The 21,256-nt window shown below is 72.4% G+C and carries 19 protein-coding genes and 1 pseudogene; 11 read left to right on the top strand and 9 right to left on the bottom strand.

Annotated elements, in window-relative coordinates; all coding sequences use genetic code 11:
• Positions 1 to 104 precede the first annotated feature (104 nt).
• The gene (locus ACZ5C2_RS23875) at positions 105 to 2,237 is read right to left on the bottom strand and encodes an SDR family NAD(P)-dependent oxidoreductase (protein ID WP_468794388.1); all 2,133 of its coding nucleotides are present in this window, start codon (positions 2,235 to 2,237) and stop codon (positions 105 to 107) included.
• Positions 2,238 to 2,259: 22 nt separating this feature from the next.
• Positions 2,260 to 3,009: a TetR/AcrR family transcriptional regulator gene (locus ACZ5C2_RS23870; RefSeq protein ID WP_468794386.1), complete on the bottom strand. Its 750-nt coding sequence runs from the start codon at positions 3,007 to 3,009 to the stop codon at positions 2,260 to 2,262.
• Positions 3,010 to 3,064: 55 nt separating this feature from the next.
• Here ACZ5C2_RS23870 and ACZ5C2_RS23865 point away from each other — a divergent pair, with 55 nt between their 5' ends.
• Positions 3,065 to 4,507, top strand: coding sequence for an MFS transporter (locus tag ACZ5C2_RS23865; protein WP_468794384.1), 1,443 nt, complete (start codon positions 3,065 to 3,067; stop codon positions 4,505 to 4,507).
• A 14-nt stretch (positions 4,508 to 4,521) separates the two neighbouring features.
• Here the strand turns inward: ACZ5C2_RS23865 and ACZ5C2_RS23860 are convergent.
• A pseudogene (locus ACZ5C2_RS23860) lies at positions 4,522 to 5,064 on the bottom strand (NADPH-dependent F420 reductase); the annotation flags it as partial.
• Positions 5,065 to 5,221: 157 nt separating this feature from the next.
• Positions 5,222 to 6,025 (bottom strand): VOC family protein, encoded by an 804-nt coding sequence (locus tag ACZ5C2_RS23855; RefSeq protein WP_468794382.1) that lies wholly within the window; start codon positions 6,023 to 6,025, stop codon positions 5,222 to 5,224.
• 207 nt (positions 6,026 to 6,232) lie between these two features.
• Between ACZ5C2_RS23855 and ACZ5C2_RS23850 the strand changes: the two genes are divergently transcribed.
• Complete coding sequence (locus ACZ5C2_RS23850; protein WP_468794380.1) at positions 6,233 to 7,084, top strand: sulfurtransferase; 852 nt, start codon at positions 6,233 to 6,235, stop codon at positions 7,082 to 7,084.
• A gap of 101 nt (positions 7,085 to 7,185) precedes the next feature.
• Here ACZ5C2_RS23850 and sepH read toward each other — a convergent pair whose 3' ends face one another.
• The 3 genes from sepH to ACZ5C2_RS23835 form a co-directional block, all read right to left on the bottom strand.
• Positions 7,186 to 8,235, bottom strand: coding sequence for a septation protein SepH (sepH, locus tag ACZ5C2_RS23845; protein WP_468794378.1), 1,050 nt, complete (start codon positions 8,233 to 8,235; stop codon positions 7,186 to 7,188).
• 314 nt (positions 8,236 to 8,549) lie between these two features.
• Positions 8,550 to 9,869 carry a D-arabinono-1,4-lactone oxidase gene (locus ACZ5C2_RS23840; RefSeq protein ID WP_468794376.1) on the bottom strand — a complete coding sequence of 440 codons (1,320 nt, stop codon included), beginning with the start codon at positions 9,867 to 9,869 and terminating at the stop codon, positions 8,550 to 8,552.
• Positions 9,829 to 11,067, bottom strand: coding sequence for an MFS transporter (locus ACZ5C2_RS23835; protein ID WP_468794374.1), 1,239 nt, complete (start codon positions 11,065 to 11,067; stop codon positions 9,829 to 9,831). The genes ACZ5C2_RS23840 and ACZ5C2_RS23835 overlap by 41 nt, the downstream gene beginning before the upstream one ends.
• Positions 11,068 to 11,214: 147 nt before the next feature.
• Between ACZ5C2_RS23835 and ACZ5C2_RS23830 the strand changes: the two genes are divergently transcribed.
• Complete coding sequence (locus ACZ5C2_RS23830; protein WP_468794372.1) at positions 11,215 to 12,342, top strand: ferrochelatase; 1,128 nt, start codon at positions 11,215 to 11,217, stop codon at positions 12,340 to 12,342.
• Positions 12,343 to 12,350: 8 nt separating this feature from the next.
• Positions 12,351 to 13,166 carry an inositol monophosphatase family protein gene (locus tag ACZ5C2_RS23825; RefSeq protein WP_468794370.1) on the top strand — a complete coding sequence of 272 codons (816 nt, stop codon included), beginning with the start codon at positions 12,351 to 12,353 and terminating at the stop codon, positions 13,164 to 13,166.
• A 269-nt stretch (positions 13,167 to 13,435) separates the two neighbouring features.
• Here the strand turns inward: ACZ5C2_RS23825 and ACZ5C2_RS23820 are convergent, their stop codons facing one another.
• Positions 13,436 to 13,609, bottom strand: coding sequence for a hypothetical protein (locus tag ACZ5C2_RS23820; protein WP_468794368.1), 174 nt, complete (start codon positions 13,607 to 13,609; stop codon positions 13,436 to 13,438).
• A gap of 443 nt (positions 13,610 to 14,052) precedes the next feature.
• Between ACZ5C2_RS23820 and ACZ5C2_RS23815 the strand changes: the two genes are divergently transcribed.
• The 4 genes from ACZ5C2_RS23815 (at position 14,053) to ACZ5C2_RS23800 (ending at position 17,601) form a co-directional block, all read left to right on the top strand.
• Entirely contained in the window at positions 14,053 to 14,706 is a 654-nt protein-coding gene (locus ACZ5C2_RS23815) for a response regulator transcription factor (RefSeq protein WP_468794366.1), read from the top strand.
• Positions 14,707 to 14,711: 5 nt separating this feature from the next.
• Positions 14,712 to 15,953, top strand: coding sequence for a sensor histidine kinase (locus ACZ5C2_RS23810; RefSeq protein WP_468794364.1), 1,242 nt, complete (start codon positions 14,712 to 14,714; stop codon positions 15,951 to 15,953).
• Positions 15,954 to 16,346: 393 nt separating this feature from the next.
• Positions 16,347 to 16,643 carry a DUF4193 domain-containing protein gene (locus ACZ5C2_RS23805; RefSeq protein ID WP_003993510.1) on the top strand — a complete coding sequence of 99 codons (297 nt, stop codon included), beginning with the start codon at positions 16,347 to 16,349 and terminating at the stop codon, positions 16,641 to 16,643.
• Between the two features lie 13 nt (positions 16,644 to 16,656).
• Positions 16,657 to 17,601: a hypothetical protein gene (locus tag ACZ5C2_RS23800; RefSeq protein ID WP_468794362.1), complete on the top strand. Its 945-nt coding sequence runs from the start codon at positions 16,657 to 16,659 to the stop codon at positions 17,599 to 17,601.
• A 297-nt stretch (positions 17,602 to 17,898) separates the two neighbouring features.
• On the opposite strand, the gene ACZ5C2_RS23795 is transcribed toward ACZ5C2_RS23800, so the two are convergent.
• Positions 17,899 to 18,369: a DUF3093 domain-containing protein gene (locus tag ACZ5C2_RS23795; protein ID WP_468794360.1), complete on the bottom strand. Its 471-nt coding sequence runs from the start codon at positions 18,367 to 18,369 to the stop codon at positions 17,899 to 17,901.
• A 271-nt stretch (positions 18,370 to 18,640) separates the two neighbouring features.
• Between ACZ5C2_RS23795 and ACZ5C2_RS23790 the strand changes: the two genes are divergently transcribed.
• The 3 genes from ACZ5C2_RS23790 to ACZ5C2_RS23780 are packed head-to-tail and all read left to right on the top strand — an operon-like array spanning position 18,641 to position 20,545.
• Positions 18,641 to 19,225, top strand: a complete 585-nt coding sequence (locus ACZ5C2_RS23790) for a PaaI family thioesterase (protein ID WP_468794358.1) — start codon at positions 18,641 to 18,643, stop codon at positions 19,223 to 19,225.
• Positions 19,222 to 19,785 (top strand): dUTP diphosphatase, encoded by a 564-nt coding sequence (gene dut / locus ACZ5C2_RS23785; RefSeq protein WP_468794356.1) that lies wholly within the window; start codon positions 19,222 to 19,224, stop codon positions 19,783 to 19,785. Before ACZ5C2_RS23790 ends, dut begins: the two co-directional genes overlap by 4 nt.
• Position 19,786: 1 nt before the next feature.
• Complete coding sequence (locus tag ACZ5C2_RS23780) at positions 19,787 to 20,545, top strand: DUF3710 domain-containing protein (protein WP_468794354.1); 759 nt, start codon at positions 19,787 to 19,789, stop codon at positions 20,543 to 20,545.
• The last annotated feature ends 711 nt before the right edge of the window (positions 20,546 to 21,256 follow it).

The raw sequence follows: 21,256 nt of genomic DNA, 5'->3' as shown, positions 1-21,256 counted from the left end.
GGGCCGGGAGGCGCCGACGCCGGGCCGGCTCCGGGGTCTCCCGAGGCGCGCATCGAGAGACCGGCGGTGTGTCCGGTGCGCGGAGATGGCCTCAGCGGCTCTGTTCAGCCCGCGCCGCCGTACCGGCGCCGCAGCCCCTCGGCGAGCGGTGCCTTCGTGAACGCGCCCGCCGCGAGCCGGGAGGCGACCGTCCGCCGCACGATGCGGTCGGCCAGGGCCGGTGCGTGCCGGGCGAGTGCCATCTCGGTCCGGCCCCGGCGGGTCGTCGCCACGTCGCGCGGCGCGTGCCGGGCCGTGACCGCGGAGACCACCGCGGAGACCACCCCGTCGAGCGGCTCGGGCCTGGACACCCCGTCCAGCGAGAGACCGGCCTCGCGCGTGCTGTCGTGGATCGGGCTGCGCACCATGCTCGGGTACACGGTCGTCACCCCGACATGCGTGCCGACCTCCAGCCGCAGCGTGTCCGCGTACGCGGCGAGCGCCCGCTTGGAGACTCCGTAGGCGGCGGCCAGCGGCAGCGGCAGCAGCGCCATCCGCGAGGCGATGAACACGACACGTCCACGAGCCCGTTCGAGATACGGCAGTACGGCGGCCGTCACCTCCCAGGCACCGAGGAGGTTGAGCCGTATCTGGGTGTGCACCTCCTCGGACGGCCGCAGTTCCGCGGGTGCGGGGCCACCCCGGCCGGCGTTGTTGATCAGGACGTCCACGCCTCCGCCGAGCAGCCGCACCGCCTCCTCGACAGCCTTGGCCACGGACGCGGGGTCGGTCAGGTCGCAGCCCACGACGGGCACGGGCGCCGTCTCGTCCGCCACCAGGTCCAGCCCGACGACCCGGGCGCCGAGTTCGGTGAAGCGGGCGCCGAGCGCCCGGCCGAAGGTCCCCGCGGCACCCGTCACGATCACCCGCCGCCCCGTGAGGGAGCGCGCGGAGCGCCGCCCGCCCGCGAGATCCCGCGCCACCTGGCGGAGGTAGCGGTCCACGTCGATCCGCATGTGCGGACGCCTCGTGCCCCACCGCTCCCGCGCGTCGTGCAGTTCCGCGGTGACCGCGGCCAGCATCCGGTCCCGGTGCGGCCTGGGCAGACGTCCGGACAGGTACGCGGCCAGAAGCCTGCCCTGTGCCTCCACGACCGGCAGTGCCGAGCCCGTCGACTGCATGAGGCCGACGAAGGAGAGCGCGGGCTCGTCGAGCGGGAACACATGCCGGTACAGCGGCAGCCGCGCCGGGTCGGGAACCAGTTCCGGGTCGAGGAAGGGAACGGTCGCCAGGTACCCGGTGCACCACAGGATGTGGTCCACCTCGTCCTTGCGCCCGTCCGTGAACCGCACGAGGCGCCCTTCGAAGGCCTCGATGCCCGCCCGTGTGCCGATCTTCCCGGCCGCCACCAGCGCCGGAACCGTGTCGCTCAGCGTCGGGTGGTCCTGGAGCACCCCCTCGGGCGACGGGGGCAGGGCCGGCCCCTCCTTGCCCCGGTCGGCGAGCCGCAGCATCGCCTGGGACACCTGCTGGCGCAGCCGCCACGGCAGTACGGCCGCGAGCGCGCCGTTCCACTGGTCGGTGGGCCGGCCCAGCAGCCGCTTGGGCAGCACCCACACACCGCGCCGGGCCGATATCAGTACCTCGCTCGCCTGCCCGGCCAGCTCCGTCGCGATGTCCATGGCGGAGTTGCCGGTGCCCACCACGAGCACCCGCCGGCCGGTGAACTCGGTGGGCTCGCGGTAGGTGTGCGCGTGCGAGGACGTGCCCTCGAACGTGCCGGGGTACGGCGGCTCGGGCAGACGCGGTGTGTGGTTGTGCCCGTTCGCGACCACGAGGTGCGCGACGGTCTCCTCGTACGTGCCGTCGGGGCCGTCGAGTTCGAGCAGCCAGCCCTCCTCGGTGCGCCGCGCGGCGACGAGTTCCGTGTGCAGGCGGTAGTGCGACGGGACGCCGAAGCGCTCGGCGTACTCCCGCACGTACGACAGGAGCTGCGCGCGAGAGGGGTAGTCGGGCCACTCCGGAGGCATCGCGTGGTCGCTGAACTCGGTGCGCGGCTTCGACGTGTTGAGCCGCAGCCCCTCGTACGCGGCGGTGTCCCCGGAGAGTCGCCACAGCCCGCCCAGCTCCCCGGCGCGCTCCAGCCCGATCACCTCGACGCCCGCCTCGAGCAGCGCCTTGACCGCCGCGATGCCCGCGATCCCGCCCCCGACGACGGCCACCCGCCCCGGCACCGCCGTGTCCCGCCCTGTGCCCATGGCCTTCGCGCCCTTCCTCAAACTAATCCAACGTGCGATGGATTATTACGTCACTCTCGCCTGAGGCACCAGCCCCCGTCTCGGTCCCGGCCGGCGGCGGGCCGTAGAGCGCTTCCAGGAATCTGCGCACCCAGAGGCGGAATTCGTACCGTTCGCGCTCCCGCTCGGCGGGGGAGGCGGCCGCCAGCGCGGTGACATGGCCGTGCGCCGCCCACACGAGGCTGCGCACCGTGACGTGCGGCGTCGTCTCCCGTACCGTCCCCGCGTGGGCGGCCTCCAGCAGGACCCGCTCGACCTCGCCGTACAGCGGCAGCGCGTAGGCGCGGTCGAGGCTCGTGCCCCGCGTCGGATCGAGCCATCGGCGCAGCCACAGGAATGTCGTGTGCGGGTTCTCCTCCAGGAAGTCCACGAAGCCCTCCGCGAGGGCCCGCAGCGCCACTGCCAGCGGCGGCCCGCCCGCCGTCGCGGCCCGGCCCAGGTCCTCCACCAGCGGGGCGAGCGCCGCCCTCTCGGCCTCGTGCACCCGCTCGAAGCAGGCGTCGTACAGGGCGTCCTTCGCCGGAAAGTGATGGTGCAGGCTCGACACGTCGATGCCCACCCGGGACGCGATGTCGCGCAGCGAGGTCCCTTCCGGCCCCCGCGCGGCGAACAAGGCCGTCGCCTCCCGCAGGATGAGCTCACGCGTGGAGGGCCCCTTCCGCTCCGTGCGCCGGGGCCGGCCCGGCCCGCGCCGGGCGGGCCGCTCATCGGGTGTCTCGCTGCTCTTCCTCATCCGGCACAGTCTGGCTAGGATCCGCAGACCTCGCAATCAAGCACCTGAGGGATTAATGAACGCCGCCACAGGATCCGAAGCCCCTCCGCCCGGACACGGGGTCCCCACCGCCGCCGGGGACACCGGGGGCACCGGGGACGGCGCGGACGTGCCCCGTCCCGCGCTCCTGCGCTACGCCCTCGGCTCGGCCGGCATGGGCGTCTACGTGACCGTCCCCGGCCTGCTGCTCCTGTACTTCCTCACCGACACCCTCGGTGTGGCCCCCTGGCTGGCCGGACTGGCGCTGCTGCTGCCCAAGGCCGTGGACATCGTCCTCCACCCCTTCGTCGGCTCCCTCTCCGACCGGGAACGCGCCCGGCGGGGCAACAGGCTGCGGCTCCTGACGGCGGGCTGCGCGCTCGCCCCGGCGTTCGTCGCGCTCTTCGCGGTGCCGGCACCCGTGGCCGACCGGCCCTGGGCCGCCGCTCTCTGGGTCGCCGGCTGGTTCGTCGTCGCCAACGCCCTCTTCGCCGCCTACCAGGTGCCGTACCTGGCCACGCCCACCGACATGACGGTCGGCTACCACGGCCGGACCCGTGTGCTCTCCTTCCGCATGGTGGTCCTCACCGTGGGCATCCTGGTCGGCGGCGCACTCGCCCCGCTGCTGGCGGGAGAGGGCGACTCGGTCACCCGGTACACGGTGATGGCCCTCGTCCTCGGCGTCTTCACCGTGGCCTTCCAGATCGTCGGCGTCGGCGGCGTCCGCGACCTCCTGCCCACCGCGCCCCGGCCGGAGGCTCCGGGCCCGGACCCGGAGCGGACGGCACACGGGTCGGCCCTGGGCCAGGTACGGGACGTGCTGCGCGCCAACCCGTCCTTCCGCGTCCTGGTCCTCGGCTACCTCCTCGTCTCCACCACCACCCACCTCGTCCTCGCCGGCCTGCCGTACTACGCACGGCACGAACTGGGCCGCCCGGGCTTCACCACCGTCCTCATGGCGGCGTTCGTGGCACCCGCACTGCTCACCACCCCCCTGTGGTTCCGCCTCTCGCGGAGCTGGGGCAAACAGCGCTGCCTGCTGCTGTGCCAGGCCTTCTTCGCCGCCGGGGCGCTCGGCCTCGCCGCGGGCGACTCGGCCGGAATCGCGGTCCCCGTGCTGTGCACCCTGATCCTCGGCGTGTGCTTCGCGGGCCTCCAGCTCTTCCCGTTCTCGATGGTCCCCGACACCGTCCGCTCGGCGGGCAGCAGCGAGATCGAACGCACCGGCGCCTACACGGGAGTGTGGACCGCCACGGAATCGACGGGCGCCGCGGCGGGCCCCTACCTGTACTCGGCCGCCCTCGCCCTCGGCGGATACGCCGCAGCGCGGGCCGGTGAGGACGTCACCCAGACAGGCGCCGCCCACACCGCCATCCTCCTGGGCTTCACCCTCCTGCCCGCCCTCCTGATGGCAGCCGCCCTCGCCGTGCAGTCCCGCTACCGCCTCGACGCACGGATGACGCGGACCACCGGGTCCTGACGTGGTTCATCTCGTCACGGCAGGATCGCGATGCCGCTCGACCACTGCAGACCGAGCCGGTCCTGCGCCGCCATGTGCAGGAACTGGAATCCCTCCAGCTCCCGGGCCCGCCGCAACGGCCCGACGTCCAGCGGGCGCAGCCCCGCGGAGGTGACGAGACCCGAGACGGTCTGCTTCGCACCCTCGTCGTCGCCCGCGACGAAGACGTCCAGCGGCCGGCCGGCCACCTCACCGGCGGCCAGCGGCCCGGCGAAGGTGGTGTTGAACGCCTTGACCACCCGGGCGTCCGGCACGGCGGCGGCGATCTCCTCGGCGGCGGAGGTACCGGGGGCCACGACGAGCGAGTCGAACGTGGAGAAGTCCACGGGATTACAGATGTCGATCACGACCTTCCCCGCCAGCGCACCCGCCCACGCGGAGGCCACCTCCCGCCCGGCCGGATAGGGCAGCGCGAGCACCACCACGTCGGAAGCGGACACCGAGCCCGAGTCCACCGCCGCGACATCCGCCCCGGAGGCCTCCTGGCTCAGGGCCACGGCCAGCTCGTCCTTTGGGACGGCACCCGCGACTACTACTCCAACGGCTGCATCAAGCCGAAGCCGTCCGACATCAAGGACCTCTTCGCCAAGGCCAACCGGTACGGCTGGCCGAAGACGCTCTACATCGTGAAGTAGGCCGCGCGGGAGTCATCGGTGGCAGGCGGGAGTCCGCGCGTCAGCGCGGGCTCTCCACCAGCGTGAACCGTGCGCCCTCCGGGTCCGTCACCGTGGCGAGACGGCCGTGGTCGGAGTCGTGGGGCCGGGTGAGCACCTGACCGCCGAGGTGGACGACCCGGTCCACCGCGTCATCGGTGTCGGCCACCGTGAAGTACGTCGTCCAGTGCGGCCCCCGGTCGCGGGGCAGGGCGTCTCCCAGGCCGCGGACGGCCGCGACGGGGCGGCCGGCCAGGTGCAGGGTGACCCGGTCGACGTCGGCGGAAACCGTTCGCCGCTCGTCGTAACCGAACACGGTCTCGTAGAACTTGGCCACATGGGTCGACTCGTAGGTCGTCAGCTCGTTCCAGGCGGGGGTGCCGGGCACCCCGGTGACCGCGGTGCCGGTGTGCGCGGCAGGCTGCCAGATCCCGAAGACGGCGCCGCTCGGATCGGATCCGACCGCCAGGCGTCCGGCGTCGCCGGCGTCCAGCGGGCCCACCCCGATCGTGCCTCCGCACGAGCGCACCGCGTGGGCCGTCGCATCGACGTGGTCCGAGGCGAAGTAGGGCGTCCAGGCGATGGGCAGGTGGCGGTCGGGGGGGAGCACACCGATCCCGGCCACCGCATGCCCGTCCAGTAAGGCGCTCACGTACGGGCCCAGTTGCTCGGGACCAGGACGGAACTCCCAGCCGAACAGGGCCCCGTAGAACTCCTCGGTCGCCTCCAGTCCGTGGACCATGAGGCTCACCCAGCAGGGTGTGCCGGGTGGGTGCGGAGCGGGTGCCTCACCGTTCGGGCGGGCGTTCCCCCGTGCGTCGGTCATCGTCGCTGCCTTCCCGGCCGCCCGTGGCGCCGGCCGTGGTCTCCTCGCCCTGCGGGGGCGTGTCCCGTGCGCTCGGCGGATCGTTCCCGCGCCGATGCCGACACAGTATGTGCCCGGTACCGTACGCCTTGTGACCGGACCTGTCCGGCCGAGCAGAGTAGCCGGACCTGGACGACACGGCCACCCCGTACGCGAGGATGGGTGACCATGAACGCCATCATCTCCGCATCCGAACTCGCGAGTGAACTGACGGGTGGGCATCCGCCGGTGCTGCTCGATGTCCGCTGGCAGCTCAGCACGGCCCGGGCGGCCGGTGAACCGCCGTTCGACGGACGGGCCGCGTACCTGGCCGGGCACCTTCCCGGTGCCGTCTTCGTCGACCTGGACGCGGAGTTGGCGTCCGCGCCGGGTGGGCGCGGTCGTCATCCGCTGCCGGACCTCGCGGTGTTCGGCGCCGCGATGCGGCGGGCCGGTGTGTCGTCCGTGACGCCGGTCGTCGTGTACGACGGGGGCATGGGCTGGGGTGCCGCCCGCGCGTGGTGGCTGCTGCGCTGGACGGGTCACCCGGATGTGCGGGTCCTCGACGGCGGGCTGCCGGCCTGGGAGGGGCCGTTGGAGACCTCGGTGCCGGAGCCGGCCGCAGGGGACTTCGTGCCGGAGCCGGGGGAGGCCGGGCTGCTCGACGCCGACGGCGCGGCGGCGCTGGCGCGTTCGGGAGTGCTGCTGGACGCCCGGGCGGGGGAGCGGTACCGCGGGGAGGTGGAGCCGATCGACCGGGTCGGCGGGCACATTCCGGGCGCACTGTCGGCGCCCACCACGGAGAACGTGGGGACCGACGGCCGTTTCCTGCCGGCCGGGGAACTGAACGCGCGGTTCGAGGGCCTGGGCGTGCCGGAGGGCTCGAGGGTCGGCGTGTACTGCGGCTCTGGTGTCTCCGGCGCGCACGAGGTGCTCGCGCTGGCGGTCGCGGGTATCCCCGCGGAGCTGTACGTCGGTTCCTGGTCGGAGTGGTCCTCGGACCCGGAGCGGCCCGTCGCGGTGGGCCCGGACCCGCAGTAGCCGGGTGGGGAATGCTGAGGGGGCGTCCGCCGCGCGGCGGACGCCCCCTCGGGCCATCGGCTTCGCGTCAACCGGCCGAGGACGCGGACGACCCGAAAGGTTTACTCCTGCTTCTTCCGTCGCGTCCCGAACACGATCTCGTCCCAGCTCGGCACCGCCGCGCGGCGGCCCGGCCGGACGCCGTCCGCCTCGGCCTGACGGTCGGTCGAGCCGATGAGACGGTCCCGGTGGCTGCCGACGGAACGCGGCATGAGGACGTCCGCGTAGGCGGAACCGGCGGAGGCCGCGGGAGCCGGCGGCTCCTCCGCCTCGGGCTCGGACTCCGGCTCCTCGGGAGCGGTCTCGGACGTACGCTCCGGAACCACCAGGTCGCCCCGGAAGCTCGGCACCGCCTCCAGGAGGCTGGTCAGCGAGTCCCGTTCGCTCGAGGCGGTGGCTGCCGTGGACTCCTCGGAGGGCTCGGACACCGGCGCGGGCAGGCTCGGCCGCTCGCGGTCGCCGGGGCGGTCCAGCGGACGGTCGCGCGGCAGCCGCGCGATACGCGGGACGAACGGGAAGCTGGGCTCGGGCGCGGCGAGGTCGTCGGACTCACCGATCAGCGAGCGGGCCTCGTCGTCGACGGCCTGGACGAGCCGCCGGGGCGGGTCGTACGTCCAGCTCGCCGAGTGCGGCTCACCCGCGACCACGTAGACCAGCAGCACTTCCCAGGTGCCGTCGTCGCGGCGCCAGGAGTCCCACTGGACGGTGTCCTTGTCCGCGCCGCGCAGCAGCAACCGCTCCTGTACGGCCTCGCCGAGCGGCGGGCCGGAGTTCTCACCGGGCCGGCGGACGGGGGTCTTCCGGGCACGCTCGGCCATGAACGCGCGCTCTGCCAGGACCGGGCCCTCGAAACGGCGTACGCGGTCCACGGGGATGCCGGCCATCTGCGCGACCTCTTCCGCGGTCGCGCCGGCCCTTATGCGTGCCTGGATGTCACGGGGGCGGAGATGGCTCTCCACCTCGATCTCGATCTGGCCGAGACGCGGACGGTCGCCGCGCACCGCGGCGCGGAGCCGCTCGTCGATCGGAAGCGTGTACTCCGTGCTGTCCGCAGCCTTCAGCACCAGCCGTGTGCCGTCATTCGAGACGGCCACGACACGCAGTTCGGGCATGGGGACCTCCCGGGTGGTGCCTGCCGACGTCACGTGCGTCGCTGCTTCCGCTAGTCGAGTGTGGCCTGCCCGGGTGCAGCCTGCCACAACCTTGCCGAGTTGCCCGGCGTGTCGGGCGCGGGCCCTGGAACGCCGTTATGGCACGGTTACCTATTCGCAACGCTAAGTGACCAACCGCGTCACCGTGTGCAACTAGCCCCCTCCCGGCGGTCCTCAAAGGTCCCGAGCACCCTGACGGGAGACCGGACCCAGGGCTCGCAACAGTACTCCATTTGGGCCACGTGCGTGGATTGGCGCGCCGCCCACGGCATCCTCTATGTCCCCAGGATCCTCCGCAAGTAGTCGTTCCTGAAACGGCGTTCCGGATCGAGGCGGTCCCGGAGAGCGGTGAATTCCTCGAAGCGCGGATACACCCGGGAGAAGTATTCGGCGTCCCGAGTGTGGATCTTCCCCCAGTGCGGCCGGCCCCCGTGGGCGGTGAAAATGCGCTCGGCGGCGCTGAAGTACCCCTGATAGGGGGTGCCCTTGAACATGTGGACGGCGATGTACGCGCTGTCGCGGCCGGACGCCGTGGACAGGGTGATGTCGTCGGCCGGCGCGGTGCGCACCTCGACCGGGAAGCTGACCCGCAGCCGCGAGCGGTCGAGCATCGCCTTCAACTCCCGCAGGGTCTCCACCAGGGCCTCGCGCGAAACGGCGTACTCCATCTCCACGAAGCGCACGCGGCGCGGCGAGGTGAACACCTTGTACGGGATGTCGGTGTAGGTCCGCGCGGAGAGGGCCTTGCTGGAGATCTGCGCGATGGCCGGGATGCTCGCGGGCAGCGCGCGGCCGACCCAGTTGGCCGCCTGGAAGACCCCGTTGGAGAGGAATTCGTCCTCGAACCAGCCCCTGAGCTGCGGCACCGGCCGCTCCGGACCCGCGCTGCGGTTGTTCCGCTTGGTGTTGGTGTTGCCGGTGTGCGGAAACCAGTAGAACTCGAAGTGCTCGTTCTCGGCATGCAATTGGTCGAACTCGGCACAGACCCGATCGAAGGGCATCGGCTCCTCGCGGGCCGTGAGGAGGAAGACCGGCTCCACCGCGAACGTGACCGCGGTGATGACGCCGAGGGCGCCGAGGCCGATCCGCGCGGCCGCGAAGACGTCCGGGTTCTCCTTCTCGGAGCAGGTGAGCACCGAACCGTCGGCGGTGACCAGTTCCAGTCCGCGGATCTGCGCGGCGATGGAGGCGGAGTCGCGGCCCGTGCCGTGCGTGCCGGTGCTGGTGGCCCCGGAGACCGTCTGCTCCATGATGTCGCCCATGTTGGCCAGCGACAGGCCCTCCCGCGCGAGGGCCACATTGAGCCTCTTGAGCGGAGTGCCCGCCTCGACCGTGACCGTCCCGGCCGCGCGGTCGATGTCCCGTATGCCCGTCAACAGGTGAGGGCGGATCAGCACCCCGTCGGTGGCGGCTATGGACGTGAAGGAGTGCCCGCTGCCGACCGCCTTGACCGGCAGGCCGTCCTCGGCGGCCCGGCGCACGGCGGTGGCCAGCTCGTCCACGGAGGCGGGCGCGACCTCCCGCGCGGGGCGGGCGGAGACGGTGCCTCCCCAGTTACGCCATGTGCCGTTCCTCGCGCTCGCTGTGCTGCCCAACGGAGCCTCCCCGACCCGGAGCCGGCCGCTTGAGCCGGCGGTACCCGAGGAAACCGACCGCGACCGCGACGGCCCCGGACACCGCCGGAACCCCGTACCCGGCACGCGCCCCGGCCGCGTCGATCACCCAGCCGGCCACGGAGGAGCCGGCCGCGACCCCGACCGCGAGCCCTGTGCTCACCCAGGTCATGCCCTCGGTGAGCTGCGCGCGTGGTACGTGCTCTTCGATGAGGGACATCGTCGTGATCATCGTCGGAGCGATGGACAGACCCGCAACGAAGAGCGCCACGGCCAGAAACGGCAAGTTCCCGACCAGTAGGAGTGGGATCATACTCACGGCCATGGCACAAACGCCCAGCAGCCAACGACGTTCCGGAGCTCCCGCGAAGTGCAGCAGCCCGAACACCGCGCCCGCCACGCACGAGCCCAGCGCGTACACGGCGAGCACCACACTGGCGGCCGTCTTCTGTCCCCGCTCCTCGGCGAAGGCCACGGTGACCACGTCCACGGCGCCGAAGATCGCTCCCGTCGCCACGAACGTCGCGACCAGGACCTGAAGTCCTCCGGAACGCAGCGCCGAACCGCCGCCCCTGTGCTCGCGCGGATGCGGCGCGGGCTCGGTGGCGCGCTGCGAGGTCAGCCAGAAGACACCGGCTGCCAGGAAACACGCCGCGAGCAGCGGACCGGCCTCCGGGAACCACGCCGTGGACAGTCCGATGGAGACGATCGGCCCGAAGACGAAGCAGATCTCGTCCACCACGGACTCGAAGGAGTACGCGGTGTGCAGCTTCGGAGTTCCCCGGTACAGGGCGGCCCAGCGGGCCCGGATCATCGCGCCGACGCTCGGCACACAGCCGATGCCGACACACGCGACGAACAGCACCCACTCCGGCCACGCGTAGTGCGCGGCGAAGAGCAGCACCGCCGCCGCGGTCAGCGAGACCAGGGTCGCCGGGCGCAGCACCCGCCGCTGCCCGTGCCGGTCCACCAGGCGCGAGACCTGCGGGCCCGCCACCGCCGCCGAGAGCGCGATCGTGGCCGACAGGGCCCCGGCCAGCCCGTACCGCCCGGTCAGCTCGGAAACCATCGTCACCACGCCGATGCCCATCATCGACAGCGGCATCCGGCCGAGGAACCCCGCGGCGGAGAAGGCCTTGCTGCCGGGTGCGGCGAACAGGGCGCGATAAGGGCTGGGCACGGGGTCTCCGGAGGTCTCAGTAAGGTGCGACCGCAGTCGGTACAGATTACTGGCGCGGTCACCCCCATGCACCAGGGGCGACCGGGGTGCGGCCGGCGACACCCCCGCCGTGTCCCGGCTGCCGGTGTCGGGTGGCAGGATCGAGACATGCCAGACGTGCTCGATGCCAGTCCCTACGACGCCCTGCTCCTGCTCTCGTTCGGCGGCCCGGAAGGCCCGGACGAGGTGGTCCCGTTCCTGGAGAACGTGACCCGCGGGCGCGGTATCCCCAAGGAACGCCTCAAGGAAGTCGGGCAGCACTACTTCCTCTTCGGCGGGGTCAGCCCCATCAACGACCAGAACCGCGCCCTGCTGGACGCGCTGCGGAAGGACTTCGCCGGGCACGGCCTGGACCTGCCGGTCTACTGGGGCAACCGCAACTGGGCGCCCTACCTCACCGACACCCTGCGCGAGATGGTCCAGGACGGCCGCCGCCGCATCCTGGTCCTCGCCACCAGCGCCTACGCCTCCTACTCCGGCTGCCGCCAGTACCGCGAGAACCTCGCCGACGCCCTCGCGACCCTGGAGGCGGAGGGCCTGGAACTGCCGAAGACCGACAAGCTGCGGCACTACTTCAACCACCCCGGCTTCGTCGAACCCATGATCGACGGAGTGATCCGCTCGCTCGCCGACCTCCCCGAGGACGTCCGGGACGGCGCGCACATCGCCTTCTGCACCCACTCCATCCCGAACACCGCCGCGGACACCTCCGGACCCGTCGAGGGCCACGGCGACGGCGGGGCGTACGTCGCCCAGCACCTGGACGTGGCCCGGCTGATCGCCGACGCCGTCCGGGAGCGCACCGGCGTCGACCACCCCTGGCAGCTCGTCTACCAGTCCCGCTCGGGTGCGCCGCACATCCCCTGGCTGGAGCCCGACATCTGCGATCACCTCGAGGAGCGGCACGCCGCCGGGGCCCCGGCCGTGGTGATGGCGCCCATCGGATTCGTCTCCGACCACATGGAGGTCCTCTACGACCTCGACACGGAGGCCACGGCCAAGGCGGAGGAGCTCGGGCTGCCGGTGCGCCGCTCGGCGACGGTCGGCGACGACCCGCGGTTCGCCGCCGCGATCCGCGAGCTGATCACGGAGCGCGCGGAGACCGAACGCGGACAGGACGTCACACCGTGCGCCCTGGGCGCCCTCGGCGCGAGCCACGATCTCTGCCCGGCGGGCTGCTGTCCGGCCCGCGCCCCGCGTCCCGCCGCGGCGGGCGTCGACAGTCCCTACGCATGAGGAGCCCCGTGACCGATCCCCTGCACGCGGAACTGCTGGAACTGGCCCGGGAAGCGGCCCGCCGCGCGGGTGAGCTGCTGCGGGACGGCCGGCCTGCCGACCTAGCGGTCGCCGCGACCAAGTCCAGCCCGATCGACGTCGTCACCGAGATGGACATCGCGGCGGAGAAGCTGATCACCACGCTGATCGCCGAGCGTCGCCCCAAGGACGGCTTCCTCGGCGAGGAGGGTGCCTCCACCGAGGGCAGCAGCGGCATCCGCTGGGTGATCGACCCCCTCGACGGCACCGTGAACTACCTGTACGGCCTGCCCACCTGGGCCGTGTCCATCGCCGCCGAGCTGGACGGCGAGACCGTCGCCGGGGCCGTGGTGGCCCCCATGCGCGGTGAGGCATACCACGCGGTCCGTGGCGGCGGCGCGCGTGCCACCGGTGCGTGGGAGGGCGAGCGCGAGCTGAGCTGCCGTCCCTCGCCGCCCCTGGACCAGGCCCTGGTCTCGACCGGCTTCAACTACGTCACCGAGGTCCGTGCCCACCAGGCCGACGTGGCGCAGCGGATGATCCCGCTCCTGCGGGACATCCGGCGCGGTGGATCGGCGGCGATCGACCTCTGTGACGTCGCCGCGGGCCGCCTCGACGGCTACTACGAGCGCGGACTGCACCCCTGGGACCTTGCCGCCGGTGACCTCATCGCCCGGGAAGCGGGCGCGCTCACCGGTGGACGCCCCGGAGACGGCCCCTCCCGCGAGCTGACCGTCGCGGCCTCTCCGGGCGTCTTCGGGCCCCTCCAGCGGCTCCTGGAGGACCTGGGCGCCTGGCACGACTGACGGGACCGGTCCGCCCGGGCGTCCGTTCCTCAACCGGGTCCCCCCGTCCTCGGCCTCCGCCCTGCGTCCGTCCCCTTGCCGGGCCGGTGCCGGGCGCCCACGTGTGTCCGTGGGGTGCGGGCGGGCGCCCGGGCGGGGCCGGACCGGTGCCGCGGGCACGGAGCGTGGTCCGCGGAACCTGCCCTGGACGGCCTCGCCCGGCGCGGGTGGAACGACACGAACGGGCCCCGGCGCTGGATTCGCCGGGGCCCGCCCACATACGAGCTGATTCAGACGCTGTACGCGCTGACCTCCACGCCGTGCTCGGCAGCGAGGCGGCGCAGGTCCTCGAGTTCGCCCTGCTCCACGTCGACGAGGAAGTCGTCGCCCTCGTCGCGTGCCCGCGTCAGGTCGGACTCGGTCGCCCTTATGCGCTGCAGAAGTCCTGCGGTGAATGCGTCCATGCTGCGCCCCCTCGTCCTGGGTCGGTGGGTCGGTGGCACGGGGGTGTGCCGTTCGGAAGGGACGATCACGTCCGAAGCGGATGCCCAGCGCCACCCGGCCGGGCGACGACGGTGCCGGACATCCACGCCCGCTCCGCGGAAGCGGACTGCGTCGCACCGCATGGTGGTGCGGTACATGCGGAGCGTGATCGTGGGATGTAAAACCCGTCCTCCCCAAGCTCCCTTCCGCGGAAACCTAACCGCGCGTGAAAATCTCGTATTCCCGCCCCGTTCGCCCGGACGTTCCCCGGTCCCGGGCGGGCCGTCGGCCTCCGTCCGTTCCCCGGCTTACGGCCGACTTACGGCCGAAAAGGGCAGGATGGAGGCAACACACCCACCAGCACCCCACCCGCGTACGCCCTTCGGCGCCGAGCGGGCGCGGGACATGAGGAAGGACAAGCGACGTGCGCGTACTCGTCGTCGAGGACGAGCAGCTGCTCGCCGATGCGGTGGCCACCGGACTGCGCCGGGAGGCCATGGCCGTCGACGTCGTGTACGACGGTGCGGCCGCCCTGGAACGCATCGGCGTCAACGACTACGACGTGGTCGTCCTCGACCGCGACCTCCCGCTCGTGCACGGCGACGACGTCTGCCGCAGGATCGTCGAACTCGGCATGCCCACGCGCGTGCTGATGCTCACCGCGTCCGGCGACGTCAGCGACCGGGTCGAGGGCCTGGAGATCGGCGCCGACGACTATCTGCCCAAGCCCTTCGCGTTCAGCGAGCTCATCGCGCGCGTGCGTGCCCTCGGACGGCGTACGAGCATGCCTCTGCCGCCCGTACTGGAGCGCGCCGGGATCAAGCTCGACCCCAACCGCCGCGAGGTCTTCCGGGACGGCAGGGAGGTCCAGCTGGCGCCGAAGGAGTTCGCCGTGCTGGAGGTACTCATGCGCAGCGAGGGGGCGGTGGTCTCCGCGGAGCAGCTCCTGGAGAAGGCGTGGGACGAGAACACGGACCCGTTCACCAACGTGGTGCGCGTGACCGTGATGACCCTGCGTCGCAAGCTGGGCGAGCCGCCGGTCATCGTGACCGTGCCCGGCTCGGGTTACCGGATCTGATCCCCGTGGCCGCCACCCCCACGCCGGCGTCCCCGCAGGCCCCGCCGAAGCCCACCTGGGACCCCCGCAGACCGGTACCGCCCTTCCCCTGGCTGCGCCCGACCATCCGGATACGGCTGACCCTGCTCTACGGCGGCATGTTCCTGATCGCCGGGATCATGCTGCTGTCGATCATCTACCTGCTCGCCGCCAACGCGCTCAATGTGGGCAGCGACCTGCCCTTCCGGATCCTCTCGGGAGAGGTGTCCAGCGACCTCTGCAACCTGCGCAGCTCCCGGCTGCCCGCGGACGACCTCAACCGTGCGCTGAACGAATGCGTCAACGAGCAGCGCCAGCACGCCCTGGACGATCTGCTCAGCCGCTCGCTGCTCGCCCTGCTCGGTCTCGCGATCATCGCTTTCGCCTTCGGCTACGCCATGGCCGGACGCGTCCTGTCGCCGCTGGGCCGGATCACCCGCACCGCCCGCGCGGTGGCGGGCTCGGACCTGTCCCGCCGCATTGAGCTGGACGGCCCGGACGACGAGCTGAAGGAGCTGGCCGACACCTTCGACGACATGCTGGAGCGGCTCCAGCGGGCGTTCACCGCACAGCAGCGCTTCGTGGGCAACGCCTCGCACGAGCTGCGCACCCCGCTGGCGATCAACCGCACGCTGCTCGAGGTGCATCTCTCCGACCCGGGTGCGCCGGTGGAGCTCCAGCAGCTGGGCAAGACGCTGCTGGCCACCAACGAGCGCAGCGAACAGCTCGTCGAGGGTCTGCTGCTGCTCGCCCGCAGCGACAACCAGATCGTCGAGCGGGGGCCCGTGGACCTCGCGGAGGTCGCGGGCCGGGCCATCGACCAGGTGCATGCCGAGGCGGAGGCCAAGCACGTGGTGATCCGCGGCACCCGCGAGCCCGCGGTCGTCCGGGGCAACGGTGTGCTGCTGGAGCGGATCGCCCTGAACCTGGTGCAGAACGCCGTGCGCTACAACGTGCCCGAGGAGGGCTGGGTCGAGGTCACCACCGAGATCCAGCACGGTCAGGCGGTGCTGGTGGTGTCCAACACGGGCCCCGTCGTGCCGGCGTACGAGATCGACAACCTGTTCGAGCCGTTCCGCCGGCTGCGCACCGAGCGCACCGGCAGCGACAAGGGCGTCGGACTCGGGCTGTCCATTGTGCGGTCGGTCGCCCGGGCGCACGGCGGACACATCTACGCACAGCCGCGGGAGGGAGGCGGGCTCGTGATGCGCGTCACCCTGCCGATCTGACATCATGCCCCCGACCCCACGGAGTGTTCGCTTTGCGCGGAATTTCCGGGGCGGACCTCCGGGATTCGCGTGTGTGATCGATCACAGGGGTGTTCTCCCGACCATCCACTCTCCGTGATCATGTATGGCAGTGAAAGGTCGGGAAAGTCCCAGTTTTCAGGGGCCCTGATCACGGGAAGTACACGGTGAGGCGCCTTTGATGTGCGGCGTAGGGACCGTGTACGGTCCCCATCGCCATCCATGCCGATCACTCATGAGGAGTCCGGTTGGGTGTCGATTGAGTAACAGACCTTGATGTGAGGCAAAATCTCCGCCTCAGGTCGGGCACAAGTCCGGCCTCTCACGCGTTACGTGCGCTGGAGACACCGCATACACCCAGAGGGGGAGAGCGACATGGCAACCGACTATGACACTCCACGCAAGACCGACGACGACGTCGACTCGGACAGCCTTGAAGAACTGAAGGCCCGGCGGAACGACAAGTCGGCCTCGGCCGTGGACGTCGACGAGTTCGAGGCCGCCGAAGGCCTGGAGCTGCCCGGGGCGGACCTCTCGAACGAGGAGTTGGCCGTCCGGGTTCTGCCGAAGCAGCAGGACGAGTTCACCTGCATGAGCTGCTTCCTGGTGCACCACCGCAGCCAGCTGGCCCGCGAGAAGAACGGCCAGCCGATCTGCCGCGACTGCGACTGAGGCGGGGTCGGCCGTGACTGGCTCGACCCCTTCGCGGAAGCGCCGCTTCTTCGGGAAGGGAGCGGACAAAGGGTCCCAGCGGGGACCGCAGCACGACACGCGTGACCCAGAGCGAGGCTCAACCGGTACCGGGGCGGCCTCGCTCGAAGCAGCATCCGGCCGGGGTGACCTCCCGGCATCCCTGGAGGTCACCGCGCCCGCGGCGCACAGGAGGGCCGCCGTGATCCGTGAGAGGGCCCGGGAGGGCGCCCGTAAGGGCGGTGCCCGCGCCCGTGCGGGTCTGGCGCAGCTGGCGGACCGGATCATCGAGATCGCCCCGCGTGTGCCCGTACGGGACCTCGAGACGCTGCGCCGGCACTTCCCCGGCCTCGGCCCCGAGGAGCTCGCGGACAAGCTCGTGGCCGGTGCCGCGAAGGCCACGGCGACGGTCGGGGCCGGAGTCGGTGCGGCCGCGATGATGCCCGTACCGCCCGCGATGCCGGCGGAACTGGCCGCCGAGATCACCGGCGTCGCCGCGATCGAACTCAAGCTGATCGCCGAACTCCACGAGGTCTACGGCGTACGGCCGCCGGGCGGCCTCGCCCAGCGCAGCACCGTGTATCTCAACTCCTGGTCGGAGGAGCGCGGTGTCCAGGCCACCAAGCCCTCCACCGTGAGCGCGGCCCTGAACAGCCGCATGAAGCGCGAACTGCGCCAGCGGATCATGAAGCGCACGGTCCGCAACCTGCCGAACCTGATGCCGTTCCTGGTCGGCGCCGCCGTGGGTGCCGTCATGAACCGCCGGGACACCAGAAAGCTCGCCACACGCATCCGGGACGACCTGCGCGGAATCCAGGTGCCCTGGGACGCGCTGCCGGAGCTGCCCGGCCTGGAGCACCCGGAGAACGCCCTCCCCGAGGACGCCCTCAAGGAACTCGGCGGTCACCCCGGGAAGAGTGACGGGCACCAGACCCCGTGAGAGCCGCCTCCGGGCCGTGACGGCCGCCCCGGTCGGATTCTCCTTGCCCGCCCCGCTCTCCGTACGTCCCTGGGGCCTCTCCGGCGGATCGGGCCGGAGCGAGACCGACGGCAGGGTGCGGCACAGCTGGGCGGGAGCGGCGGGAGGCCCCACGCGACGGCGGGGCAGAAGCCGGGCCGTGAGGCGTGCGGCCACCGATGACAACGCCACTGCGGGGCACCCCACGCGTCCTCCGAGCAGCGGAGGAAGGCCCTGCCGACCCAGCGACCCCGCACACGACCGCGCCGGGCAGAGTCCCTACGTGGCGTCCGCCGCGTCCTTCGCCGCCCGCAGCGCCTGCGCCAGGCGCTCCGGTTCGCGCGTCGAGAGGAAGACGTAGGGAGTCGGGTCCTCGGGGTCGGTGATGTCCACGCGCAGCGCACCGGGGATGTACGCCCGCAGCAGCATGAAGCAGCGCGGGTCGGCCTTGTGGGTACGCCGGGCCCGGGCCTCCTCGGCGTCCAGGATCTCCGCCTCGCCCAGTGCCGACACCGGGATCTTCGCCTCGCCCGCGATCAGATGACCGCCGACGACCCGGATGCGCACCGAGCCGTACGAGCTGGTCACGACCGCCGCGGCGGCGGTGCCGCCGGCCAGGCCGCCGAGCATCGGCAGCGTGCCGAACGGCAGCAGGATCAGCGCCATGGAGACCCCCGCCAGGAAGGAGAGCAGCCACCAGGAGCGGGGGGCGGTGAGGCGTTCCTCGTACGGGGCGGCGGAGAGCTGCATGAGGACAAGCTTGGCACGGGGCCGGGCGAGCACCTCAATCAGGGGCGGCCCGGGAGGAGCGCCGGCCGGGCAGGGCGGTGGCGGGTGGACCGGGGCGGCCCGTGCGAGGTGTGGCCCCGCAGGGCGGCGGGCGGCGGGGGATCGGGAAGGCGGGGCAACGCGCAGTCGGGGCAGGGCGGCGCCGGGTGGCGGGCGGATCGGAGCGGCCCGTGCGGGGTACGGCCGGGCAGGGCGGTGGTGGGTGACGGGTGGGCGGGTAAGGTCTGCGCCTGTGAGTGGTACTTCCGCAGCCCTTCAGCCCCCCGCCGACGCCGTGAAACCGGTGCGTCATCCGGACGCCCCCGCCCCCGGTGAGCTCCTCGGCGCCCACTACGGCCAGTGCTTCGGCTGTGGTGACGAGCAGCCCCACGGGCTGCACCTCCAGGCCCGCGCCGGCGAAGGCGTGTCGATCACCGCCGAGTTCACGGTGCAGGCCGCCCACCAGGGCGCCCCGGGACTCGCGCACGGCGGGGTGCTCGCCTCCGCCCTGGACGAGACGCTCGGCTCCCTCAACTGGCTGCTGCGCACCATCGCGGTGACCGGCAGGCTGGAGACGGACTTCGTCCGGCCCGTGCCGGTCGACACCGTGCTGTACCTGGAGGCCGAGGTGACGGCGGTGGCGGGACGGAAGATCTACTGCACCGCCACCGGACGCATCGCAGGCCCCGAGGGCCCCGTCGCGGTCCGCGCCGACGCCCTGTTCATCGAGGTCAAGGTCGACCACTTCATCGACCACGGCCGCGAGGAGGAGATCCAGGCGGCCATGAGCGACCCCGACCAGGTCCGCCGCGCGCGTGCCTTCGAGGTGAACCCGTGAGCGAGGCCCGTCATGGCGCCCTCGAGGTTCTGATCAGGCGCGTCGACCCCGACGTACCGCTCCCGGCGTACGAGCACCCGGGCGACGCGGGGGCCGATCTGCGGACCACGGAGGCGTGTGAACTGGCCCCCGGTGAGCGGGCCGTGCTGCCGACCGGGGTGTCTGTGGCGCTGCCCGAGGGGTACGCGGCCTTCGTGCACCCGCGATCCGGTCTTGCCGCCCGCTGCGGCGTCGCCCTGGTGAATGCCCCGGGGACGGTTGATGCCGGGTACCGTGGGGAGATCAAGGTGATCGTGGTGAATCTCGACCCGCGCGAGACCGTGCGGTTCGAGCGCTTCGACCGGATTGCCCAACTGGTCGTGCAGCAGGTCGAGAGGGTCCGCTTCGTGTCGGTCGCGGAGCTTCCCCCGTCGACCCGGGCCGAGGGGGGCTTCGGTTCCACCGGCGGCCATGCCGCGGTGGGAGAAGGTAAGAGCGGCACAAGCGTTCAGGCCGCCATGGGCGGTACAGCGGGTGGGAATCGATACGCTTCGGTCGTATCCGACCGGGAAGGACAGTGACGTGTTCGGACGTCGCAAGAAGAAGGATGCCGCCGACGGTGCGGCCGGCGAGGCCGAGCAGGTCGTCGACGGTGTCGACGCTGAGGCGGACGGCGAGAGGGCCGAGAGGCTGAGGCTCGAGCCGGCGCCGCGGCCCGACGGGCCCTGGGACAGCACCGAGGTCCGTGAGCCCGGAGAGGGCCGGGTCGACCTGGGCGGTCTGTTCGTGCCCGGTGTCGACGGCATGGAGCTGCGGGTGGAGGTCGCGGGCGACGCGATCGTCGCGGCCACCGTCGTGCTGCGCGACAGCGCCGTCCAGCTGCAGGCCTTCGCCGCACCCAAGCGTGAGGGCATCTGGGGCGAGGTGCGCGAGGAGATCGCGTCCGGCATCACCCAGCAGGGCGGCATCATCGACGAGGTCGAAGGTCCGCTGGGCTGGGAGCTGCGCGCCCAGGTGCCGGTGCAGCTGCCGGACGGCACCGGCGGCTACCAGGTCGTGCGGTTCGTCGGTGTGGACGGCCCCCGCTGGTTCCTGCGCGGGGTGATTTCGGGGCAGGGCGCGGTGCAGCCGGGTGCCGCCGGGCTGCTCGAGCAGATCTTCCGGGACACGGTCGTCGTACGTGGAGAGGGCCCGATGGCGCCGCGCGACCCGATCGTCCTCCAGCTGCCGAACGACGCCCAGATGGTTCCCGAGAACGTGCAGCAGGAGGAGGGTGGCTCGCGCTTCGCCGGCGGTATGGGCCAGCTCCAGCGCGGACCGGAGATCACCGAGGTCCGCTAGGGCCGTCGGCGACAGCAGCTTCGCAAGGGCCGCATCCCCTCGGGGGATGCGGCCCCTACCCGTGTGCGGCCCCTCGACGCCCTCTTGGTTGACGGACCTGCCGTCTCGGGAGCTGGGAACTGACGATGATGGAGGCCACCGTCGGCATCTCCCTCCTCCTGGAGGACCGCGCCCCCTACGACAGGGCCACCGCGACGTCCCGCACCCGCACCGCCACGTCGTCCGGCACCGGAGCCGCCGTAGTGCGGGGACCGCACCGCGCGGCGTTGCCTTCGAAGTCCCGCGTGGCGAACGCGTCGCCATCGAGGGACGCGCCCATCCGGCAGGGCCACGCCGCTGCACCGTGCCGGCGCCTCGACGGCCGATCGCCGGCGGGCCCACGTCGGTGTCCGCACCGCCGCCCTCGGCGTCCCGCCGCGACCGCGCCGAGCCGACCCGAGCGCGCGCGAGGAGCGGGTCGACTGCTGCCGTCCCTCGTCGGGCTCGCCGACCGGACGCGGCACAGTGCGGACCCGCCGACCTGTCCGGTGGCCGACAGTGGAGGCGCCCCCGGACCGTTCAGGCACCGATCAGGCACCGTTCAGGCACCGGGGGAGGTGCGCCATCGCCCACGCCCCCGCCAACCGCTCCGCCCTCCTCATCCCTCCTCATCGCCGGCGAGCCGGCCGGCTGGACGCCGAAACCGGACACGCCGTCATGGAGCCTCGCCGC

The organism is Streptomyces sp. NPDC031365 (assembly GCF_055569765.1).
This window is presented reverse-complemented; position numbering and strand designations above follow the sequence as displayed.